At 51.6% G+C, this 22,867-nt stretch carries 23 protein-coding genes and 1 pseudogene; 17 read left to right on the top strand and 7 right to left on the bottom strand.

The features are described 5' to 3' along the window. Positions 1–103 precede the first annotated feature (103 nt). Positions 104–487 carry a fluoride efflux transporter CrcB gene (crcB, locus tag DCX48_20110; GenBank protein QXE16615.1) on the top strand — a complete coding sequence of 128 codons (384 nt, stop codon included), beginning with the start codon at positions 104–106 and terminating at the stop codon, positions 485–487. Between the two features lie 64 nt (positions 488–551). Here crcB and cspE read toward each other — a convergent pair whose 3' ends face one another. After that, positions 552–761, bottom strand: coding sequence for a cold shock-like protein CspE (gene cspE, locus DCX48_20105; protein ID QXE16614.1), 210 nt, complete (start codon positions 759–761; stop codon positions 552–554). Positions 762–978: 217 nt separating this feature from the next. Between cspE and DCX48_20100 the strand changes: the two genes are divergently transcribed. From DCX48_20100 to DCX48_20080, 5 genes are all read left to right on the top strand, one after another. Next, positions 979–1,689 carry an aspartate/glutamate racemase family protein gene (locus DCX48_20100; GenBank protein QXE16613.1) on the top strand — a complete coding sequence of 237 codons (711 nt, stop codon included), beginning with the start codon at positions 979–981 and terminating at the stop codon, positions 1,687–1,689. A 458-nt stretch (positions 1,690–2,147) separates the two neighbouring features. Then, a complete protein-coding gene (locus DCX48_20095) occupies positions 2,148–2,525 on the top strand; it encodes an ArsC family reductase (GenBank protein QXE16612.1) in 378 nt (125 codons plus the stop codon). 1 nt (position 2,526) lies between these two features. Continuing rightward, positions 2,527–3,654 (top strand): succinyl-diaminopimelate desuccinylase, encoded by a 1,128-nt coding sequence (locus tag DCX48_20090; protein QXE16611.1) that lies wholly within the window; start codon positions 2,527–2,529, stop codon positions 3,652–3,654. Continuing rightward, positions 3,651–4,325, top strand: coding sequence for a D-alanyl-D-alanine carboxypeptidase family protein (locus DCX48_20085; protein ID QXE16610.1), 675 nt, complete (start codon positions 3,651–3,653; stop codon positions 4,323–4,325). Before DCX48_20090 ends, DCX48_20085 begins: the two co-directional genes overlap by 4 nt. 2 nt (positions 4,326–4,327) lie before the next feature. Beyond that, complete coding sequence (locus DCX48_20080) at positions 4,328–4,519, top strand: YpfN family protein (GenBank protein ID QXE16609.1); 192 nt, start codon at positions 4,328–4,330, stop codon at positions 4,517–4,519. A 63-nt stretch (positions 4,520–4,582) separates the two neighbouring features. On the opposite strand, the gene DCX48_20075 is transcribed toward DCX48_20080, so the two are convergent. Beyond that, positions 4,583–5,482 carry a LysR family transcriptional regulator gene (locus DCX48_20075; GenBank protein ID QXE16608.1) on the bottom strand — a complete coding sequence of 300 codons (900 nt, stop codon included), beginning with the start codon at positions 5,480–5,482 and terminating at the stop codon, positions 4,583–4,585. Positions 5,483–5,955: 473 nt separating this feature from the next. Between DCX48_20075 and DCX48_20070 the strand changes: the two genes are divergently transcribed. The 6 genes from DCX48_20070 (at position 5,956) to DCX48_20045 (ending at position 11,629) form a co-directional block, all read left to right on the top strand. Beyond that, positions 5,956–7,278: a citrate transporter gene (locus DCX48_20070; protein ID QXE16607.1), complete on the top strand. Its 1,323-nt coding sequence runs from the start codon at positions 5,956–5,958 to the stop codon at positions 7,276–7,278. Positions 7,279–7,339: 61 nt separating this feature from the next. Next, a complete protein-coding gene (locus tag DCX48_20065) occupies positions 7,340–8,680 on the top strand; it encodes a DUF1446 domain-containing protein (GenBank protein ID QXE16606.1) in 1,341 nt (446 codons plus the stop codon). Continuing rightward, positions 8,680–8,979: a hypothetical protein gene (locus DCX48_20060; protein QXE16605.1), complete on the top strand. Its 300-nt coding sequence runs from the start codon at positions 8,680–8,682 to the stop codon at positions 8,977–8,979. The genes DCX48_20065 and DCX48_20060 overlap by 1 nt, the downstream gene beginning before the upstream one ends. 156 nt (positions 8,980–9,135) lie before the next feature. Further along, entirely contained in the window at positions 9,136–9,792 is a 657-nt protein-coding gene (atoD, locus tag DCX48_20055; protein QXE16604.1) for an acetate CoA-transferase subunit alpha, read from the top strand. Beyond that, entirely contained in the window at positions 9,792–10,439 is a 648-nt protein-coding gene (locus tag DCX48_20050; GenBank protein QXE16603.1) for a CoA transferase subunit B, read from the top strand. Before atoD ends, DCX48_20050 begins: the two co-directional genes overlap by 1 nt. An 11-nt stretch (positions 10,440–10,450) precedes the next feature. After that, positions 10,451–11,629, top strand: coding sequence for an acetyl-CoA C-acetyltransferase (locus DCX48_20045; protein QXE16602.1), 1,179 nt, complete (start codon positions 10,451–10,453; stop codon positions 11,627–11,629). 98 nt (positions 11,630–11,727) lie between these two features. On the opposite strand, the gene DCX48_20040 is transcribed toward DCX48_20045, so the two are convergent. The 3 genes from DCX48_20040 to DCX48_20030 all read right to left on the bottom strand — a co-directional run bounded on the left by DCX48_20040 (position 11,728) and on the right by DCX48_20030 (position 14,685). Then, positions 11,728–13,398: a HAMP domain-containing protein gene (locus DCX48_20040; protein ID QXE16601.1), complete on the bottom strand. Its 1,671-nt coding sequence runs from the start codon at positions 13,396–13,398 to the stop codon at positions 11,728–11,730. A 273-nt stretch (positions 13,399–13,671) separates the two neighbouring features. Then, the gene (locus DCX48_20035; GenBank protein ID QXE16600.1) at positions 13,672–14,289 is read right to left on the bottom strand and encodes an esterase; all 618 of its coding nucleotides are present in this window, start codon (positions 14,287–14,289) and stop codon (positions 13,672–13,674) included. Positions 14,290–14,457: 168 nt separating this feature from the next. Further along, complete coding sequence (locus DCX48_20030; GenBank protein ID QXE16599.1) at positions 14,458–14,685, bottom strand: DUF1272 domain-containing protein; 228 nt, start codon at positions 14,683–14,685, stop codon at positions 14,458–14,460. Positions 14,686–14,875: 190 nt separating this feature from the next. Here DCX48_20030 and DCX48_20025 point away from each other — a divergent pair. Next, positions 14,876–15,127: pseudogene (locus DCX48_20025) on the top strand (AAA family ATPase). Between the two features lie 37 nt (positions 15,128–15,164). Continuing rightward, positions 15,165–15,536, top strand: coding sequence for a hypothetical protein (locus tag DCX48_20020; GenBank protein QXE16598.1), 372 nt, complete (start codon positions 15,165–15,167; stop codon positions 15,534–15,536). A gap of 49 nt (positions 15,537–15,585) precedes the next feature. On the opposite strand, the gene DCX48_20015 is transcribed toward DCX48_20020, so the two are convergent. Then, entirely contained in the window at positions 15,586–17,388 is a 1,803-nt protein-coding gene (locus DCX48_20015) for an ABC transporter ATP-binding protein/permease (protein QXE16597.1), read from the bottom strand. Between the two features lie 74 nt (positions 17,389–17,462). Further along, complete coding sequence (locus DCX48_20010; GenBank protein ID QXE16596.1) at positions 17,463–19,838, bottom strand: TonB-dependent siderophore receptor; 2,376 nt, start codon at positions 19,836–19,838, stop codon at positions 17,463–17,465. A gap of 409 nt (positions 19,839–20,247) precedes the next feature. Between DCX48_20010 and DCX48_20005 the strand changes: the two genes are divergently transcribed. The 3 genes from DCX48_20005 to DCX48_19995 all read left to right on the top strand — a co-directional run bounded on the left by DCX48_20005 (position 20,248) and on the right by DCX48_19995 (position 22,802). Beyond that, the gene (locus DCX48_20005) at positions 20,248–20,769 is read left to right on the top strand and encodes a sigma-70 family RNA polymerase sigma factor (protein QXE16595.1); all 522 of its coding nucleotides are present in this window, start codon (positions 20,248–20,250) and stop codon (positions 20,767–20,769) included. A 24-nt stretch (positions 20,770–20,793) separates the two neighbouring features. Continuing rightward, on the top strand, positions 20,794–21,753 hold the full coding sequence (locus DCX48_20000) for a FecR family protein (protein ID QXE17327.1): 960 nt from the start codon (positions 20,794–20,796) through the stop codon (positions 21,751–21,753). A 170-nt stretch (positions 21,754–21,923) separates the two neighbouring features. Then, entirely contained in the window at positions 21,924–22,802 is an 879-nt protein-coding gene (locus DCX48_19995) for an energy transducer TonB (protein QXE16594.1), read from the top strand. Positions 22,803–22,867: the final 65 nt, after the last annotated feature.

Genomic DNA, 22,867 nt, shown 5'->3' with positions numbered 1-22,867 from the left:
CAAGATTCTCCGAGATCGCAAAAACAATCTATGTAAAAACAATCTATGTAAAAAAAATCTATGCAAAAACAATCCATGCAAAAGCAATCCAAGAAAGGTTTCTATGTTTAGTACATTACTCGCGGTATTTATTGGTGGTGGAGTCGGCAGCGTGGCACGCTGGCAGTTGGGCGTTAAGTTTAACAGCCTGTATCCCACGTTGCCTTTGGGTACTCTACTTGCCAACTTGATTGGTGCTTTCGTTATTGGCGGCGCGCTAGCCTTCTTCTTGCGCCATCCTCATCTCGATCAGGACTGGAAAATACTGATTACCACTGGGCTGTGCGGTGGCTTAACGACGTTTTCGACCTTTTCCGCAGAAGTCGTCATGTTTCTGCAAAGTGGACAGCTGGCTGCGGCAGGGTTGCACGTACTGTTGAATCTTGCGGGTTCGTTGCTCATGACCGCACTGGCGTTTGCCTTGGTCACCTGGGTGACAACACACTGATATCTCATGGAAAATAAAGCAAAAAAAACCCGCCATCGGCGGGTTTTTCACGAAATCGGTATAATTAAATAGCGTTAACGTTAGCAGCAGAAGGACCTTTGGCACCGTCAGTGATTTCGAACTCTACACGCTGACCTTCAGCCAGAGTTTTGAAACCATTGCTCTGGATTGCAGAGAAGTGTACGAACACATCTTTGCTACCGTCTTCTGGAGTAATGAAACCGAAGCCTTTCGACTCATTAAACCACTTAACACTACCTTTAATCTTAGACATCAAACTTACCTTTACATGAATGAAAGACACAAATTCTGTGTCGGGTACAGTACAGCAATAGATTGACCTTTTGTCCAGTCGAAGTTGGATAAAAAGTGATAAAAGTCGCTAAAAATATATACCAAGCGACTTCTCTGCCCTATTTTAACTCGATGCAGAACATAGAGAGCTCAGCTCGGACCGATTCATCACTTTTTATGATATCAAAGGAAGCACCATGGTAAGCAAAACGCTGGGTCTGATCGGGGGGATGAGTTGGGAATCCACGATCCCGTATTACCGCATTATCAATGAATATGTGAAAAGCCAACTTGGTGGCCTGCACTCTGCCAAAATCATCCTTCACAGTGTCGATTTTCACGAGATCGAACAATTACAGTCACAAGGTGATTGGGCGCAGGCAGCGGCCGTACTGGGCAATATCGCCGTAGGATTACGTCAGGCAGGCGCAGACGCTATTGTCATCTGTACCAACACCATGCACAAAGTCGCTGATGAGGTTGAACGCGCCAGTCAGCTTCCCCTTTTGCATATTGCTGATGCCACCGGTGCCAGCCTGAAACAGCACGGATTGAAGAAAGTCGGTTTGCTCGGCACCCGCTACACGATGGAGCAGGATTTCTACCGCCAGCGCATTCAGGAACGGTTTGGCGTGGACGTGATTGTTCCCGACCAAACGGGGAAAGAATTAGTTAATCGCATCATTTACGACGAACTGTGTCTGGGGAACATTAACGACACCTCGCGGCAGGTTTATCGGGAAATTATCCAGCAGCTTGAACAGCAAGGGGCGGAAGGCATCATTCTGGGTTGTACGGAAATCCCGCTGTTAATCGGCGCTGGAGATGCGACAGTTCCTCTTTTTGATACCAGTTACCTCCACGCCATCGCCGCAGCGAAATTTGCGCTTAACCAGCCATCATCATGAATTAAATAGAGAAAATAAAATTCACGTGCTAACGAATAATACCCTCTTTTATTTACTCAAGTTTCCCCTTTTTACATAGAAAAAAAGCAGTATTGAGAGACTCAATACTGCTTTATTCGTATGATTTTATTCCTGGTATGCAATGACTATCGGTACTTCTCGTTATTATTTGCGTAACATTGCTTCAATAAAATCTTTCCAAGTACTCACTTCTACTTCTACCATGCGAACCTCTTGGTGATTAACGGCGACATATTATACGCACACTTTTTAAGCAGGCAAAAGTGTTATGAAAGTATAAAAAGTGTACAACCACTTATTTCTGCAACGCAGTTCACAGTAGATCTCCCCGCCTTTTTTCGGCATGCTGGGCTATCGCACGATTGGGCCCCGTCAGGCCATGCTGTCCTACACAGCAATCGTCATGCAACTCAATAAGCAGAAAGGATTTTACCCCTATGGCGCTGACCCTATACGGCATTAAAAACTGTGACACCATAAAAAAAGCGCGCCGCTGGCTGGAAGATCAACAGGTGGCCTATCAGTTTCATGATTACCGTGCCGACGGTCTGGATGAACAGCAGCTACAGCGTTTTATCGACCAACTGGGGTTTCAAGCCTTGCTCAACACGCGCGGAACGACCTGGCGTAAGCTCAGTGAAGAACAGCGTGAACGGATCAACAGCAATACCAGCGACAGCGCAGAGGCTGCTAAAAATATTATGCTGGAACAGCCAGCGGTGATTAAACGGCCTTTACTGATTGCCGATGACGGCAATGCGCTGCTTGGATTCAGTATCGACAGCTACCAGAAATTTATTGCGGAGAACAAATAACGTGTCTTGCCCAGTCATAGAGCTTGCTCAACAGTTAATTAAACGCCCTTCCCTCAGTCCGAATGACGAGGGCTGTCAGGCACTCATGATTGAACGCCTGACGGCGATTGGCTTTACCGTCGAAGCGATGGATTTTGGCGATACCCAAAATTTTTGGGCATGGCGCGGCACAGGAAAAACATTGGCCTTCGCAGGGCACACCGACGTGGTTCCCAGCGGCGATGAAAGCCACTGGCAGCATCCGCCGTTTGAGCCCATCATTCGTGACGGTATGCTGTATGGTCGCGGCGCAGCAGATATGAAAGGTTCACTGGCAGCCATGGTGATTGCCGCCGAGCGTTTCGTCGCAGCTCATCCTAACCATCAGGGGCGTCTGGCGTTTCTGATTACGTCAGACGAAGAAGCCAGCGCCGTTAACGGCACCGTAAAAGTGGTCGACGCACTGATGGCTCGCAACGAGCGGTTGGACTATTGTCTGGTCGGCGAGCCCTCCAGCACGCATGTCGTGGGCGATGTGGTGAAAAACGGTCGTCGTGGTTCTATCACCGCAAATCTGCGCATACACGGCATGCAAGGGCACGTTGCCTATCCTCATCTGGCGGACAACCCCGTTCATCGTGCAGCACCGGCGCTCAACGAGCTCATCGCCACCGAGTGGGATCGGGGCAACGATTTCTTCCCACCAACTACCATGCAAATTGCCAATATTCAGGCCGGTACGGGGAGCAATAACGTCATCCCCGGCGAACTGTTTGTGCAGTTCAATTTCCGCTTCAGCACCGAATTAACGGATGTGTTAATCCAGCAGCGCGTAGCGGAATTGCTGGATCGTCACCAGCTTAATTACACTATTGACTGGAAACTTTCCGGCCAGCCATTTCTGACCGCACGCGGCGAACTGGTCGATGCCGTGGTGAATGCCGTCAAACATTACAACGAAGTCACTCCAGAGCTGCTGACTAATGGTGGCACCTCCGATGGCCGTTTCATTGCCCGCATGGGTGCGCAGGTGGTTGAACTAGGCCCCATCAACGCCACGATTCATAAAGTGGACGAATGCGTCAGCGCGGCAGACCTGCAACTGCTGAGCCGGATGTACCAGCGCATTATGGAGCAGCTCATCGCATGATGACGCCAGCTATGTTAACCGGTAAAAGTGACCAGCATCTGGTCGCTTTACACGGTCATCATCGCCTTCAGCCGGAGGCGGTAACGGCGTTTCTTGCGCTACAGCACGCAGCCAAAACGGTGGGATTTAACCTACAGCCCGCCAGCACGTTTCGCGATTTCGAACGCCAGCGTCAAATCTGGAATAGCAAGTTTCGCGGCGAGCGTGCCGTCATGGATGCCAACAGCCAACCGCTGGACATATCGTCTCTGGACGACGGCGAGCGCTGTGAAGCCATTCTTCGCTGGTCTGCGATGCCCGGTTCCAGTCGTCACCATTGGGGCAGCGATCTTGATATTTACGATCCTGATTTATTACCGGCAGGCAGCTCGCTCCAGTTGGAGCCGTGGGAATATGAAGAAGGTGGCTATTTTGCCGCACTGAATGGGTGGCTGAGCGCGCACATGCATGAATATGGTTTTTATCGGCCTTATGCGCACGATCTCGGCGGCGTCGCAGTCGAACCCTGGCATATCAGCTATTATCCATTAGCACAGTATGCGGAAGAACAGCTTACACCGGACCTCATCCTTGCCGCCTGGCAAGATGAAGACATTGCAGGCTACCAATGGCTTTGCCAGCACTTGCCGCAGCTGTTTACCCGTTACATTCATAACGTTGATGAGGCGTGACCATGGCATGGCTGGCTGATTACTGGTGGATAATCCTGATTATCCTGATAGGCATGCTGATTAACGGCATCAAAGAATTGCGCAACGTTGACCATACGCGTTTTCTGCTCAACAAACCGAAATTGCCCCCGCATCGTGACAACAACGATAAATGGGACAATGAAGAAGACGACTGGCCGAAGAAAAAACCCTGACAGCTGTCATCGCCAAACCGCCTGCACACGAGCTAAGTTCCGCGCGGCGGGCGGTTTGGATTCTCACGCGGCAGGAACAAAACTTTCCGCCCGCTCCAGAAGAAAATCATAAAACTCTTTTGCACATACCGAAAGCTGGCGCTCCTTATCCGTCACTAGATAGATGCCGCGCTGCAACGATAAATCCCGAAAGGGGATAATCGCGATATCTTTGTGCTGGAATTGAAACAGCGTCAGCCCCGTCACAATGCTCACACCGTAATTCGCCGCCACCAACCCCATCATGGTGGTCAGCTGACGCACTTCTAGCACGTAGTTAAAGCCTTCCGGTTCGATAAGCTGATCGGTGTACTGCCGGATACTGGTGCCTTTGCAAAACCCAACAAACGGATATTGCGCCACGTCGATCACATCAACACTGTTTTGCTGCGCCAGCGGGTGCGAGTTATGGCAGATCAGATAAAAGCTGTCGGCGAACAGCATGCGGGAGCTGAACGTTCCCGGCGACGGTTGCCCCGCCGTTAGCGCCAGATCGGCACGACCGTCTAGTACCGCTTTCAGGCAGCGATCCCACTGCGTATCCAGCAACTCAACCTTAATCTTAGGGTAAGCGCGGTGATATTGCGCCAGCACCTGAGGCAGCCATTCCACTGCCATTGACGGCAGCACCGCCAACACAATATTCCCTTTATACCCCGTGGCATAAGACTTGATTTCACCGACGGCATCGTCGTGGGTTTGCACCAGCCGACGGGCAATATCAATGAAATGAATGCCATCAGCATTGAGCTGCACTTTACGTGTATCGCGGTCAAATAGACGATAGCCGACCTCTTCCTCTAACCCAGCAATTAATGAGCTAAATGCAGGCTGAGAGAGATTTATTTTCTGAGCGGCACGCGTGAAATTATCAGTTTCAGTCAGTGCGATAAAGGCCCGTAATTGTTTTATCGATAAGTTCATAGTGTTTTTATATAAATAAAATTAAGTCTCCGGTAAGAAAGGAACAAGTTCAATAGAAAACGATCGACACCTGCTATTTTTATGATCCTTCCCGCATTTATTTAATTCCATTCAAACAACGTCCGGCATTCATAAAAATGGACATTCTAGATAAATATCACAAACCGTAAAAAACAATTGAACAAAAAGGCCTAACTATACAAACCAAATCAACCAATTAGCCATTAATAAGAAAAACAGAACCATTGATTACATTAACAAATAAAATAAACCCATCAGATTTACGAATAAAACCATTGCTATTACGAGTTAGTATAAAGAGGGTCAAGGGTGATAAAAATAGTGCAGACAAAAAATCAAATGACTCTGGGATAAGCATTCATTTTTTATTTGTTAATTACTACATGGATTGTTATTGAGTTGTTTAATTTATTGTAAATAAAATCATACAATTATACTAATGAGGAATTTTTATGCTAGCTCTCATCGGGGTGCTCACCATAGCTACCCTGCTATTTTTCATCATGACAAAGCGAATGTCGCCTCTGGTGGCGCTCATCGTTATTCCGGTTCTCGGTGCGCTCGCAGCAGGCAGCGGCACCGATACCGCAAAATATGTGGTGGACGGTATCACCAAACTGGCACCGATGGCGGCGATGTTTGTTTTTGCCATCGCCTTCTTCGGTGTGGTAACCGATGCCGGTATGTTTGATCCTATTATTAGAGGGATCTTACGCATAGTTGGTACCAACCCAGTAAAAATCATTATCGGTACGGGCGTGTTAGCACTGATTGCACACCTGGACGGTAACGGCGCCGTCACTTTCCTGATCACCATTCCTGCCATGCTACCGCTGTTTAATAAGCTTGGTATGGATAAACGCATTCTGGTCGGTATTACCGCGCTCAGCGCCGGGGTTAACTTCCTGCCGTGGACCGGGCCGATGATTCGTGCCGCAGCCGCGTTGAACACCACCACACACGACCTGTTCATTCCGCTCATCCCGGCACAGGTCTGTGGCCTAACGTTCATGGTGCTCATGGGCTATTACTGGGGCAAGAAAGAAGAGAAACGTCTGGGGCTGGCAGCGGGTAATCCGCTGGCGGGTGGTTCGCAATCCATCACAGCTGAAGCGCATGTGAAAGAGCTGACTGATGCAGAAAAAACGCTGCGTCGTCCGAAGATGTTCTGGGTCAACATTGCGCTGGTTCTTGCCGTTATCGGTACCATGGTGTTTACCAAAATTTCACCGACGGTCGCCTTTATGATCGCCCTGACGCTGGCGCTGATGTTCAACTACCCTAACGTTGAAATGCAGAAAGAGCGTATTAACGCCCACGCCAAAGCCGCACTGATGATGGCCAGCATTCTGTTCGCGGCGGGTGCCTTCACCGGCATCATGAGCGGTACTGGCATGCTGAAAGCCATGTCGCTCTCGGCAGTCAGCTTTGTGCCGGAATCTTTTGCCTCCCACATTCCGTTTATCGTCGGCCTGATCTCCATGCCGCTGAGTCTGGTGTTCGACCCTGATTCGTACTACTTCGGCATCATGCCAGTTATTGCTCACACCGTGGACATGCTGGGTGTACCACCGATTCAAGTTGCGCAGGCTTCCGTATTAGGACAGATGACCACCGGCTTCCCGGTTAGCCCGCTCACGCCGGCAACCTTCCTGCTGGTCAGTTTGGCGGGGGTCGATCTCGCCGACCACCAGAAATTCTCTATTCCTGTGCTCTGGGCTGCCAGCGTCATCATGACGTTCGCCTGCGTCATCTTCGGGGTCTTCCCCTTATAGGGAACGTTCGGTTTCCCATTGATTACGCCAACAGACACATTTCATTGATAAAGGTAAGTTTATGAAGACAATTCGTATTGGTTCCGGCGCTGGCTATGCAGGCGATCGTATCGAACCGGCCGTAGAACTGGCTCAAAAAGGTGACATTCAGTATCTGGTATTTGAATGCCTGGCGGAACGCACTATTGCCATCGGCCAAAAACAGAAGCAGCAGAACCCAGAAAAAGGCTACAACGAGCTGCTGGCTGACCGTATGCACGCCGTGCTGCCGCTCTGTCTGGAAAAAGGTATTAAAATCATCACCGATATGGGCTCGGCTAACCCTGTCGCCGCCGGTCAGCGCGTATTGGAAATCGCCAAAGAACTCGGCGCAGACAAGCTGAAGATTGCGATCGTCACCGGTGATGATGTGCACTCGGTGCTGATCGCACAAGATTCCAAATTGGATGAGATTGGCCTACCGATTTCACGCTGCGGTAAAGACATTCTTTCCGCCAATGCCTATCTGGGTGCAGATGCGCTGGTTGAAGCGTTGCGTCAGGGTGCGGACGTGATTATCGCAGGTCGCGTTTCCGATCCGTCTCTGTTCCTGTCCGCAATGATGTATGAATTCGACTGGGCTGCCGATGACTGGGATCGTCTGGGAAAAGGCACCTGTCTCGGCCACTTGCTGGAATGCGCGGGACAAATCACCGGTGGTTACTATGCCGATCCCGGCGTCAAAGATATCCCTAATCTTGACCGTCTGGGCTTCCCGATTGCGGAAATTACCGAAGATGGCAGCGCCGTGATCACCAAAGTTGAGGGTTCCGGCGGCTGCGTCTGTGTAGATACCTGTAAAGAACAGTTGCTGTATGAAATCCACCGCCCGGATAGCTACATCACTCCAGACGTGATTGCCGATTTCAGCCACGTGACATTTACGCAAGACGGTGAAAACCGCGTGCGCGTACAGGGTGCGACCGGACGGGAAAAAACCGGCACCTTGAAAGTGTCTGTCGGCTATCAGGATGGGTTCATCGGCGAAGGCGAAATTTCTTACGCCGGTCCCGGTGCGGTGGCGCGTGGTCGTTTAGCACTGGATATCGTCAAAGGACGTTTTGCGCTGTGCCAGCTTGATCTTCAGGAAGTGCGCTACGACCTGATCGGCGTTGATGCACTGCACGGTGCACAGCGGTCGCAAAGCAGCGAGCCGTATGAAGTTCGCGCTCGCGTCGCAGCTCGCTGCACTTCCAGAGCGCAGGCAGTGAAAGTGGGCAATGAAGTCGAAACACTCTATACCAACGGCCCGGCCGGCGGCGGCGGTGTTAACAAATCGGTGAAAGAAATACTGGCGATGGATTCCACCCTACTGTCTCGCGCCTGCGTCACACCAGCCGTTGATTATCTGGAGATTAAATAATGAAACTGCGTGAAATTGCTCACTCTCGTACCGGTGATAAAGGAAATACCTCCAATATTTCGCTGATTGCTTACCGTGCGGAAGATTATGAAGTGCTGAAAGAGAAGATCACTGCCGAAAAAGTGAAATCCTGGTTTGCTGATATCGTGACGGGTGATGTCGTTCGCTATGAGTTACCGAGCATCGGCGCACTGAACTTCGTCATGTACGGCGCACTCGGCGGCGGCGTCACGCGCTCGCTGGCGCTGGACATGCACGGCAAAGGATTGAGCTCAGCCATACTGGATATCGATATCTAATCCGATAACAGGGAACAGAGGTTATTTAATTTCTTCTGTTCCCGCTAAATAACGTACATGTGCCGCCATGATTAGCAGATATTTACCTGCGGGGATTCGTGCGGCCATTTTTCAGAGCAACAACTTTCAGAGTCATTATTTAAGAGTAAATATGCAATGAAAAATAAAGTCATTGATGCCAGCCATTTCCGTTCTTATTTATTTGACGGAATGACAATTATGTTCGGCGGTTTTATGGGAGTCGGAACACCGAAATTATTGGTAGATGAAATCATTAAATCCGGCGTATCTGATTTAACGCTGATTGGAAATGATACCGGGTTTGTCGATACCGGCGTTGGGCCGTTAATTGTCAGTGGTCAGGTAAAAAAACTGATTACTTCACACATTGGTACTAACCCGGAAACCGGACGCCGCATGATCTCCGGCGAACTTGACGTAGAGCTGGTGCCACAAGGGACGCTGGCGGAACGTATTCGCAGCGGCGGCGCGGGCTTAGGCGGTTTTCTGACACCTACCGGCGTTGGCACCATCGTCGAAGAAAACAAACAAAAAATAACAATTAACGATATTACCTATTTATTAGAACTGCCAATTAAGGCAGATCTCGCCATATTACAGGCCAGCATTGCCGACACCAGCGGAAACCTTATTTATCACCTCACTGCCCGTAATTTCAACCCGCTTATTGCGCTTGCCGCGAAGAAAGTCGTGGCGCAATGCGAGCAGGTTATTCCGGTTGGCCAACTTGCGCCGGAATGTATTGTCACCCCAGCGGCGCTGGTCGATCACCTTTATTTGGGAGAGAAATAATGGATGCGAAAGAATTAATCGCCCGCCGCGTCGCGCTGGAACTGAAAAATGGTGACGTGGTGAATTTAGGGATTGGCTTACCCACCAAAGTCGCGAATTACGTGCCGCACGGCATCGAAGTTACCTTCCAATCAGAGAACGGCTTTTTGGGGCTCGGCGCGATTACCGAACCGGATGGCAATCTGGTTAACGCCGGAGGTCAGGCATGCGGCATGGTGCCGGGTGCGGCAATGTTCGACAGCGCCTTTTCCTTTGCGCTGATTCGCGGCGGCCATGTCGATGTCTGCGTGCTGGGCGGTTTGCAGGTCGATGAACACGGCAACCTCGCCAACTGGATGGTGCCGGGAAAAATGGTGCCCGGCATGGGCGGTGCGATGGATCTGGTTGTCGGCGCGAAGAAGGTCATCATCGCCCTTGAACACTGCGCCAAAAATGGCGATGCGAAGCTGTTGCATCAATGTACCTACCCGCTGACCGCCGCCAATAAAGTCAGCATGGTCGTCACCGAACTGGCGGTCTTTCACTTTATCAACCAGCAGATGGTGCTGACCGAAATCAGCCCTGATATCACCGTGGACGAACTACGCCAAAAAACCGAGGCGAACTTCATCGTGTCCGCCGATGTAAAACCATTCAGCATTCATTAATCGAGGCGACCATGAACGACTCCATTGTTATTGTTAATGCCAAGCGCACCGCGATTGGTAAATTCGCAGGCAGTCTGGCCAACACATCGGCTATCGACATGGCATCTGCCACCATCCGTGACTGCCTGTCGACGCTGCCGGACACGCTGGCGATTGATGAAGTGATTCTCGGCAACGTGCTGCAAGCCGGTCTGGGGCAAAACCCCGCGCATCAGGCCAGCAAGGCTGCTGGGCTGCCTTTTGAAACACCCTCGCTCACCATCAGTAAGGTGTGTGGTTCCGGCCTGAAGGCCGTTGTGATGGGCGCACAGTCTATTCTGTCCGGCGATAATCAGGTCTGCGTGACCGGCGGGATGGAAAACATGAGCGCCGCGCCTTACCTGCTGGAAAAAGCGCGCCACGGTTACCGCATGGGAGACGGCAAGCTCGTTGACATCATGATTAAGGATGGTCTGTGGTGTGCGTTTAACGATTACCACATGGGTACCACGGCGGAAAATATCGCCGAGCGCTACCAGCTCACGCGAGAAGAACAGGATCAGGTGGCGCTGGCATCACAGCAGAAAGCCGTCGCCGCGATTGAGGCTGGCCGCTTCAAAGCCGAAATAACCCCGCTGTCACTGCGTAGCAAAAAAGAGACGCGGATTTTCGATCGGGATGAATTCCCTCGCGCCGACACCACGCTGGCATCGCTGGCCGCGTTACGTCCGGCGTTTTCCGCTAACGGCACCGTCACCGCAGGCAATGCGTCCGGCATTAACGATGCCGCCGCGACGCTGGTGTTAATGCGTGAATCCGAAGCGAAAAAACAGGGTATTACCCCGCTGGCGCGGATCCGCAGTTGGGCGTCTGCTGGAGTACCGAGTGAAGTGATGGGGCTGGGGCCGATTCCGGCGACGCAGAAAGCACTGCTCAAGGCTGGGCTGACGATCGGTGATATTGACCTGATTGAAGCAAATGAAGCTTTTGCCGCACAGTTTCTAGCGGTACAGCGCGATCTTCATCTCGATCCAGAGAAAGTGAACGTCAACGGCGGTGCGATTGCGTTGGGCCACCCTATCGGCGCGAGCGGTGCGCGTATTCTCGTCACGCTGGTACATGCGCTGCACAGCTATAACAAAACGCTGGGATTGGCGACGCTGTGCATCGGCGGTGGGCAAGGTATCGCGATGATCGTCGAACGCGTTTAAAGCGGGTTGTTGCCAGTTAAAAGACAATGCAGGCCATTACGGCCTGCATTGCTTTCTTCATGCTACACGTTTTGCTCAACAGCAACACGATTCCTCGGTTAAAACGTTTCCCAATTCGCATTTGATGATCCGGCGGACGTGGGTTTGGGCAAAAGCGATTTCGGTAATGCAGCAAGAGAAGATGCGCTCGCCGCGCGGTGTTCCTGCGCTACCGCCTGATTAATTTTGAACACCTCAACCGCATTCTGCAAAAATCTGGCCTGCTCTTCCAATGCTGCCGCGGCAGAAGCCGACTCTTCAACCAGCGAGGCGTTTTGCTGCGTAACACGGTCCATTTCATTGACCGCCTGTCCGACCTGATCGATCCCCCGGCTTTGTTCATCCGATGCCGACGCAATTTCGCCCATAATATCCGTTACTCGGCTCACGGCGCTGACGATTTCTTTCATCGTATCGCCCGCGTCTTTCACCTGCAAAGAACCAGTATTGGCGCGACTAACCGAATCATCAATCAGCGATTTGATCTCTTTGGCAGCCTGCGCACTGCGCTGTGCCAGCGTGCGCACTTCACCCGCCACCACGGCAAAGCCCCGCCCCTGCTCACCCGCTCGCGCCGCTTCTACCGCCGCATTCAACGCCAGAATATTGGTTTGGAAAGCAATGCCATCAATCACGCTGGTAATATGGGCGATCTTTTGTGAACTGTCAGAGATCTCATTCATCGTTTTCACGACATTATCGACGACAGTGCCACCTTTGTTGGCCGTTTCTGACGCATTTTTTGCCAGCAGCGTAGCCTGACGCGCGTTGTCTGAATTCTGTTTCACCGTTGAGGTTAGCTGCTCCATGCTGGCCGCTGTTTCCTGTAGCGATGCGGCCTGTTGCTCGGTACGTGAAGACAGATCGTTGCTGCCTACCGAAATTTCACTGGCCCCGGAATGAATGGAGTTGGAACTGTCACGCACTAGGCTCACGGTACGGATTAATGACTGCTGCATATCGTGCAGCCCCGCCGCCAGTTGGCTCATCTCATTACGACCTGCGGTATCAATATGATGCGTCAGATTACCCTCGGCGATAGCGCTGATATGCCGCATGAGCGTACGCAGCGGGTGCAAAAGAATACGCTGCAACCCGATCCAACTGAGGATAATCACCAGCACGACGACCACGGACAGTGCGCCCAAAAGCCACAGCATCGTTTCAAATGCGACGTGGTTTTCCTGTAAGCCATCATCTGACAGCTGATTTTGTGCCGCACGCCACGTAATATAGGCATCCTGCATCGCCACGTTAAACGGTGTCGCCTCGCTACTCAATTTCATCGCCGCCCCTGCCAACCCACCAGAAAGCGAATCCACAATATCATTCAGTAGCTTGTCGTAAGCGGTATAACTCGTCTCAAGTTTTTTGGATAACGCGTCATCCAATCCAGGTGTATTAGGCAGAGACAAATAGTGTTTATAACTACTCTCTGAGGCAACCAGTTGTGATTTGGCCTGCTGTAAAAGCGCCTGCATGGCTTCTTTATCCGCATTCCCCAGCATCATGTTTTGTATAATAGATCCGATAGCGATGCGCGTCTGATTCATCATAATCCAGGCATCGGTAAAGGCGGCCACATTCTGGTTAGAGCGTTGAGAAACAAGGAAACTATCTCTATCGTTTATCAATGCCCGAACGGATAGCGCCCCGGTTAAAAACTGAGATATTCCTAATACAAACAATAAAATAACAAGGATGGTAATGACTTTAATACGCTTAAACATGGCACACCCTCTTTTTCCATAAGGATGTGTTACTTATATCCGAAAAAAGAAGGGAAATATTGAACACTCAACACAAATAAAAATATTGTCTATATTATTTAACAGCCAAATATGGATTATATTATTTTTAATATGGATAAAATCTCATTCCAGAAAATATATGCTCTCATTTGAATAGAGGCAGCGCCGAAAAATCATTATGCACACCGTACGTAATGATAACGAACACTGCCACATCAAACATCACCAATAAGATAATCTGATGAGGTATGTTTATTTCAGATAAACCAGCGCCTGCTTCAGCATGTGTTCATCAATACCGTGCCCGACACCGGGTGCGATATCCAACGTAAACGACGTTCCCAGCTCCTGAAAGCGATGAGCGGCAGCATGAGCATGCCCAACCACAATGACGCCATCTGCTTCACCGTGAATCAGATGCACCGCAACATCAGCAAAGGCTTTTTCTGGCAAAACGGCAAAGCGGCCGCTGAACGCAATAATGTGCCCGGCCAGCGAGGACTCAGACTTCAACGCCTCCAGCGACATGATGCTCCCCTGCGAGAACCCCACCAGCACGGTTTGTTCCGCGCTAATGCCACTTTGTTCCTGCCAGTGACGCACGGTATCAACAAAACGCGGCAAGTTTGCTTCAATACGAGATAACCGATTCTCTTCCGTGACGCCCTGAACAGAGAACCACTGCCGCCCGTCGCCATAGCCAGTACTGAACGGTCCGGCAATACTGATCACGAGCGCCTGCGGTAATGCGGCGGCAAAATAGCGCCCAATCTGCGCCATGCCTGCGGCGGTATCGCCTACTCCATGAAACAGCAGGATTAACCGATTTGCTTCTGAGGGTTGCTGAACAACAACATAATCTTGATTCACGTTTCTCTCCTGAAGGCATGCGTCAAACGCAACACCTGGCGACAGTCGTCATAAAGTACGGTTAATTCTCACTATACGCCGCGCACTGACAGGAGAAATCGGGAATTACTGAACGAGATGTTCCATTTTTTGCAATGACAGAGGGGAAAACCTCACAGCCTCGCCCTATCAGTGCGGTTTGATAATACGGATCGTTGAAGCCGGATCGTTCACTAGACAGCGTACCGGACGCACCGGTCGTTTGACCAATCCACCACCGCAGTTCGGGCAGGCGTGGTGAAATACGGCATCCGCACAGTCAGGACAGAACGTGCACTCATAGGAGCAGATATACGTTTCGGCGTCCGGCGGCAAATCACAGTCGCAGTGTTCACAGTTAGGGCGTAATTCCAGCATCGGCTTATCCTGATTCAAAAAATTATGGCGCTCTCGCTGTCACTTTCCTGTGGTTATTGCACAAAGATTAGTGAAGGAGACTGAGGTTCTTTTCTACCAGAAACCGCCCTTCATGCAAATAAGGTTTATACCCCGAAATAATGCATCGCATTAACGTCAACCTTACTTTCCAAATCCCTTTTTATTTGGGAGGCGGCTCACCGCACTGGCGCGTATCCATCAGTTGGTGAACGCGGGGTGTCAGTTCATCATCGCTACCCACTCGCCTATTATTCTGGCCTACCCTAATTCAGTGATTTATCAGTTCAATGAAAACGGTATTCAGCAGGTTGCATGGCAGGATACGGAGCATTATCAAATCACGCGGCAGTTTTTAAATAACCCACAGGGCATGATGAAGATATTACTCGTCGATGAAGACGACACCGGTGAAAACACTTAGCATGTCGTCATATTTTCTAAAACCAAGGAAATGAGCGATGACAGGTGACAGAGATGAAATCTATCGACTCGTGGGCGAGCTGTTGCACGGCATCCAACATGGCGATACGGATGCTTTAGTGGATTTTGGCGTGAACCCGGCTATTTACGAAGAGATTCTTGAGGAATTGGATAGCGTGGGGGAAACCATCGCAGAGCTGACGCTTCCACCTTATGACATGGCTTTTACACCAGATAGGACGGGCAGGATTCCCCTGTGCAGCTACGTGATGGACGCCTCCCCTCAGCGCAAGAGAGTGGAATGCCAGCTCTGGTCTGGAGAGAAAAAGACCGAACTGACGTTAATTGCCGACTACCCAGAGAAACCGGGGAAAGCGTCTCTGGTTTTCCGACTCTTAGAGACGCAATAACTCCGCCCATGTTCGAGCGGAATTACACCATTGAAGACAGCAGAAAACATCACTCACCGCGCCAGGCAAAACCACGTTCACTAAATGTCCTATCCGAATCTGGATGCGGCAGTGCATCATCGCCTGCATGAGCATCCTTCTTGTGCAGACCGTCACTTTCGGCTAAAGGTGCCAGATGTAGATGATGAGTATGCAAAGCCGCCAGCGATTCTCGATGCGCCACGCTGATAATCGCGCTATCAGGTAAGGCCGTGACCAATGCCTGATACACCTGCTGCTCTGTCTCAGGATCGAGCGCACTGGTGGCTTCATCCAGAAAAATAAAATCGGGCCGATGCAACAACGCACGGGCTATCGCCATTCGCTGCTGCTCACCGCCGGATAACCGCTGCTGCCAGCGATCTTCATCATTCAACTGCGAGGCCATGTCCGATAATTCGCTGCCGATGAGCGCATGTCGGCACCGCTCGTCGGTAAAATCCCGCACATTGCTGGGGTAGCACAATGCCGCTTTCAGCGTTCCCGTCGGGAGGTAGCTTTTCTGCGGTAAAAACAGCGTGCGGCAGTGGCGAGGTAGTGTAATCGCCCCGCTACCGTGCTGCCATAGTCCGGCACAGGCGCGCAGCAGCGTGCTTTTACCCACACCGGATGCGCCGTTAATCATCCAACGCTCACCGGGCAAGACCTGCCAATCATCTAACGCGGTCAGCGCACGGCCATCCGGCGTTAACAGCCGCAGATTCTCACAGGAAAACCCAAGACCGTCGTGTTCCGTCACCCGAATAGGCGATGACGTCCGCACACTTTTGTTCAGCGCAGCGTCCATATCCTGTAAACGCTTCGTCAGCGCTAGCCAGCGCGTGAAGGCCTGATACGCCTGCATAAAATAGCTCAGCGTCGCTCCCAGAGAACCGTAAGCCATTTGAATCCTCGTCAAATCGCCAAAGGTGATCTCTCCACGTAACAGCTGTGGTAGCGCCAATAACGTTGGCAACGGTGAGAGAAAATGGCTAAACAGACTCTGACCAAACGACACCTTAAAACCACGCAGCAGCACAGACAGCGCATTGTCACGCACGCGAGCAAACCGCTGGGCCAGCCGTTCACCTTCCCGCGATCCTCCCTGATAGAAAGCAATCTGTTCCGCGTTTTCACGTAATTGAACGCCAAGGAAGCGGAAGTCACCTTCCGCATTTTGTTGATCCATATTCAGTTTTATCAACGCCTTACCCAGCCAGTGCGACAGCGCAACCTGAAGGATATATTCGATGTAGAGGGCGTAAACCATATAGCCGGATATCGCCCAGTCGCTGCCCATAAACGAGAAACGCAGCACTCCAGAAACCGACCACAGCAGCGCCGTGTACGTGACAGTGCTGATGACGACCGAGATAAGGCTGAGAAAAAAGTTCAGCGAGGCCGATACCAGTTCGTTAACGTCATCGGCGATACGCTGATCGATATTCGACAGCGCACCGTCTCTCTCTATTTCGTAATAGGCCGATGTCCCCGTCCAACGCCGGATATAGTGGAGCGTCATCCAGGTACGCCAGCGCAACGCCAGATAGCCTTGACTGAGCACGTTTACCCATCTCAGCATCATGACGCTCAAACCGAGGATGAAGCTGAAGATAAACAGCGGCTTTATTTGCTCCCAATCCAACCCAATCAACGCATCGGTGAATTTCCCCGAGACTCGGTTCGCCTCCACGCTGATGTAGGCCGTCCCCAGATTGATGCTAATAATCACCGCCAGAATAAACAGCGCCAGATACTTCTCTGACGTCTGCCAATAGGGCATCAGAATCTGGCCGATGCCCGGTCTTGTCGTACTCGTCTCGCTTGCGTTCATGCGCCGTTTATACCTGCTGATTCGTGTGAATGACCGTTCTCGTTATTTGTCTAACAGATTGGCCGAACGGGTTATCAGAACGAATACGTCCCAGTGAGACGCCACGTTCGCCCTTCTTTCACTCCGATATATAGCGGCGTCGTGCTGGTGTAGTAGATATCGCGATCGAAGACGTTGTTGACACCCAGCGTCAGCGACCAGTCAGGCTGGCGGTAAAACACCGATGCATCGGTTGATGCCGAGCTGCCGATGTTGAAGGCGTTATTGCTCGGGCCGTTCTGCGTTTTCGATGAACCGCTGATACCGACTGATGCACCGGCCCCCTGATAGCGTCCAGACTGCACTTCATAAGACGTCCACACGTTTCCAGAGTGGCGCGGCGTAATCGTGCTACGAACGGTGGTAGGATCCTTATTATCCGAGTAGGTATAGCTGGCCGTGACATCCCATCCCGGCAACAAAGAACCGTTCAGATCCACGTCAAAACCTTCACTTTTGCGTCCCGTGGTCGCAATGGGGAAACCGTTTCTATCCGTTACCGCTAGGTTTTTTTGCTCAATGCTGAATACGGCTGTCGTCAGCGTAAGGTTATCTTCGAGCAGGTTGAATTTCAGCCCAGCTTCTTTAGACTGCCCCGTCGTTGGGGGGAGCTGGACACCAGAACGCGAAACTTGCGCACTGCCGCTAAAGCTATTCAGCAAGTTGGCGTAAACCGTGACGTCCGGTGTGATATCGAAGCTAATGCCGTAATTGGGGATCCACTTGGTCGCGGTATACGTCGATGCTCGCGTTCCTACCAAATAGCTGTTGTTCCATGTCGAGCGCTTCACCGCCAGTTGGAAATGCAGGCGGTCAAAGACATCGATCTGATCCTGGAACAGGAAGCCGCTTTGAATCAGCTTGGACGTGTACGTCCGGCTATTCGGTTCACCGATGCTGGGGAACACCAACGAGTCTGGGTTATACACATTCCCATTGGTCATCAGGATAAAGCTGCCGTCATAGCTGGCGTAGCGTTCATGCTTATAGTCATGGCCGACCAACAAAGTCTGAGTGACGGGCCCGGTTTCGATTTTCCCGCGAATATCATTTTGCTGGCTCCACGTCTGATTAGTGGATTTATAGGCCAGCGGGTGGCTAATTTTGTTGCCATTAGCGGCGATATCCAGCGTTTCGTTCATCTTCATCTGCGAAGCCGTGCTCTGGAAACCCGCTTTACTGTTGAATGTCCAATCGTCGACGAGTTTTTGCTCCAGCTCATAATAGGCATTCGTCGTTTTCATCTTGTTATGATCGTCTTTATCCCCCAGACGATATTCCGGCAGCTTCTGTATTCTCCCGTTAGCGTAAATCGTTCCGGCAGGTCCCGATTTACGTGCCTGATTCACTTCCGCACCAACGGTGATCCGCGTATTGTCGTTTTTCCAGGTCAGCGCTGGGGCTAAATAATCACCGTGGTTACCGTTGTAATCAGGAAAGGAGTGCTGAGATTTCATGGTTGAGGCATTTAAACGGTAGCTGAACGCTTTATCGTCCGTGATCGCGCCACCCAGATCGATAGCCGTTTTAAATTCACCGTAGCGCGCCGCCTCGACTTTGAGGACATGCAACGGTTCGGTTACCGGTTTTTTACGCACAACGTTAATGGTTCCCGCGGCGGAACTGCTTCCCGCGAGCACCGACTGTGGCCCTTTCAGCACTTCAACACGTTCGACCCCCTCAATCGCCGTACCCTGACCAATACCAGCATTGCTAGAGCCCGACAGGCCATCCGTCGCACCAGACGTTACGGCATAGCCACGCATCCAGTACGTAGGCGTACCACGGTTTGACTGAATGGTAACCACGCTGCCTGAGTTTTTTAACGCCTCTTCCAACGATGTGGCCTGACGGGCGGTAATCAGCTTATTACTGATCACCTGAACTGACTGTGCCGTTTGCTGCAACGACGTGCTGGTGCGTAATGCCGAAGAGGAGGTGCCGGGATTCAATACGGTTTCATCTTCACTGCCTGCGCTGACGGTAATCGCTGGCAGCGTTTTATCACTCGCCTGCGCCACATCTGCATCATTAGCGCGGGAAGAAACAATGGTCAGCGTGCCATTACCCGTCGTCGTCAATAATAACGGCGTACCTTGCAGTAAGCGTAAAATAGCCTGACGCGTTGAATAATTGCCATTCAGCGCGGCACTCTGATAATTCGCCACCAGCGCAGGATTAAAAGAGAGTGTCTGTTTGCTTTGATTGGCGATTGCCAATAGCCCTTTTTGCAGGTCGCCCGCAGGAATAGAAAATGCCACGGTGTCATTTTCACCCGCCGCATAGACGGTCATAGGAACGGTCGTTGCCCCCATGAATAACGCAGAATTAATCGCCAACATATTAGTGAAGAATAAGCGTTTCTTAAAACTCAGCCCCAGAGCGGGAGAGGCAGTATTACGTTTTTTCATTTTTCCCTCGTCAATTGCTTCAAAAAATCAGTTTTTATTGGTCTTCGTATGATTTGTGCAATGACGATGGAAAAGTGACAGTGGGAAAGTCATTTTTCCCGTAATTATTTTTTCCTCGGTAGAAAACAGATTGATTTGGACAAATCTTTCCTCTGTATTTTTAAATATAAAAATGAATCACTCTTCTGAATTGTCTTTTTTATCGCCCGCCAAGAAACATCCAGAAATAGAGATTTACCCATTCCAGTCAGTAACAGAACATTTCTAACTAACCATAGAAAAAAAACGTTGTTTGACTCCTGCATATTTTGACTTAAAAACAGCACAGGACGCATCGTTCCTTTTGTTCTGCGGCCCTGGGGTATCCCGGTTCAAGCATTGTTGTGATTTACGCTATTTAAGGATGCCCATGTACATAGAGGCTGTTAAAAAACCCGACTTACTGTCGCTGATATTTCGTAGCGACTATCGCTGGCTAACGGAAAGATTACGCCGCCGTATTGCCTACGGCTGTGAAGCGGAAGATGTCGCCTCAGAGGCATTTTTACGTTTGGCCTCGCTACCAAATCTTGCCAATGTACAGGAACCGCGCGCGATGCTAACCACGCTCGCCAAACGCGTACTGTATGAAAACTGGCGTCGCCGCGATCTGGAAAAAGCCTATCTCACCGCGCTGGCGAGTAAACCTGAATTTCACCATCCGTCACCAGAAGATCAACAGCTGTTGATGGAGGCGCTGCTCACTATCGATCAGGCGCTGGATGGGTTATCCACCAAAGCACGGCAGGCATTTCTGTTTAGCCAGCTTGATGGCATGACCTATGCCGACATTGCCGTACAGCTCGATGTCTCCGCCAGTATGGTGAGAAAATATATCGCCAAAGCGCTGACCAACTGCTATCTGGCCACACAGGACAGCAGTGACTTATAGGTGAACCGCATGGCAAGACGACACATGGATGACCCGATTGCCGAACAGGCGATTGAATGGATGGTGCTGCTGCGTTCGGGCGAAGCAACACAGTCCGACTATGATGAGTACCGACGCTGGCGATACGAAAACCCTCTGCATGAGCGCGCCTGCCAACGCATTGAGCAAACTCTGGGGAAATTTCAGCCGCTTCTCGCCGCGCTGCCTCACGAACCGATTCGCCAGGCGCTATTAGCCCCCTCAGGTCGGCGCAAAGTCCTGCAATATGGGCTGGGCATGGTGGCCATCGCCTCGCTAAGCAGCTTGTTACTTAACCAACATTACCCCCTATCACCCCTTCTATCTGATGTGAAGACTGCCACGGCACAGCGCCAGCAGGTTCCGCTCAGCGATGGCAGCACGCTCATGTTGAACGCGCGTACCGCCGTCGATATCAACGTTGAACCAGAAAATACCCTCCGTCAGGTCGGCATTCTCAACGGTGGTATCTTCGCGAAGATTAAATCGGATGCACAACGCCCTTTTATTATTGATACCCACATGGGCAATATCGTCGCGCTTCAGGCCAATGTGAACGTGCGTCATGAAAGCGGCGGCATCCACGTCGGCGTGCTGGATAACATCGCCAAGGTGACTAACCACGCAGGGCAAAGCCTGCGCCTTCACGCGGGTCAAGGCGTCTGGTTCGATCGCTCAACGCTCTATCAGGTTGCCGTCACGCCGGAGGCGGAAAGCGCCTGGATGCAGGGTCGTCTGGAAGTCCGCGATCGCTCGCTGGCGTCGGTCATCAGCGAACTGCGTGATTACACCCCCGGAATAATCCGGCTGGATCCCGCTATCGCTGATTTACGCGTCAGTGGCAATTTCCCGTTAGATAACCTGAACTACACGCTGGATTCTCTGGCGCAAACCATGCCCATCGCGATTGTGCATACCACCGATTACTGGATACATATCCGCGCCGCCGACGCCAGACACGTATAAGCGATGGCTCGCAAAGGTGGTAGTCAAGGATGGCAAGCCGCAAAAAATTTCACGCACGTGGTGACACTTTTCCTGCCTCGTTGCACATCGTTAATAGAGGTCATCACAATCCCGATGTTCAGGGCGGCATAAAGCGTCCGACACCGTAAGTAAGAGCAGCAGAGGAAAACGTGCAACAGGCATCCGTGCAACACCTTTCGTTAAACGCGCGCGTTGATGCGGCACCCGCCGCACGGCGTGACGTCGCACCCGCACAGCCGTCGCGCAGCATGGCGGTGGCGGCGCCCGACCGGGGAGAAATGGGGAGGATTGCGCTCAGCTTTCTGACGGTCGCGCTGATCCATGCCGGTGTCGCTGCCTTACTCATCACGCGAACCACTGAATACACACCGATCAACCTGCTCAATCCAGCAGCCAGCATAAGCATTCAGGCCACGATGGTTGACGCGCCAGAACCCGAACCGATTCCTGAACCGTCGCCGGAGCCACCCGTGCTGACATCAGAACAGGGTGAACGTGAAATTGCGCCCGTTCCTGAAAAACCAGTCGTTGAGGAACAGCAAACGCCGCCTCCGGTCAAAAAAGAGGTTCACCAGCCGCCGGTTAAGCCAGTGGTAAAACCACAGCCCATCCGCCCAAAAACCACCGCTGAGCGTCAGCCTGCGGCGCGTCCGGCACCGGAGCCGTCTCACACCGCACCGGAAGCGACGCCAGGCACACTGACGACCGCCAGCAAGGGCAACCTGATGCAGAACAGCCCGGGTGCGCAGCCTAAGCAGGTTGCATCCGTTGGCTGTGTCGTCCCGCAACCTGACTACCCTCGCCGCGCCAAGCGTCTCCAGCAGGAAGGCAACGTGCTGGTTCGTCTGGTGATTAGCCCAGAGGGGCGATTGATTCGACACGACATTGCCCGCAGTAGCGGCTATGACGCACTCGATCAGGCCGCGATTGAGGCCGTAGCGCAGGCACGCTGTACGCCTTACCGCGAAAATGGACAGGCCATTACTGTCATGACGATTCAGCCCGTTAATTTCCGGCTGACTCACTAAGAAAGCACCCGCGTTGACATAGCGCATCCGCCGTTTCGCAAACACGCCCGAATCAGGTTATTGCA

The organism is Pectobacterium atrosepticum (assembly GCA_019056595.1).
GTDB lineage: Bacteria > Pseudomonadota > Gammaproteobacteria > Enterobacterales > Enterobacteriaceae > Pectobacterium > Pectobacterium atrosepticum.
The sequence above is the reverse complement of the archived record's forward strand: the minus strand, read 5'-3'. Positions and strand labels throughout refer to the sequence as shown.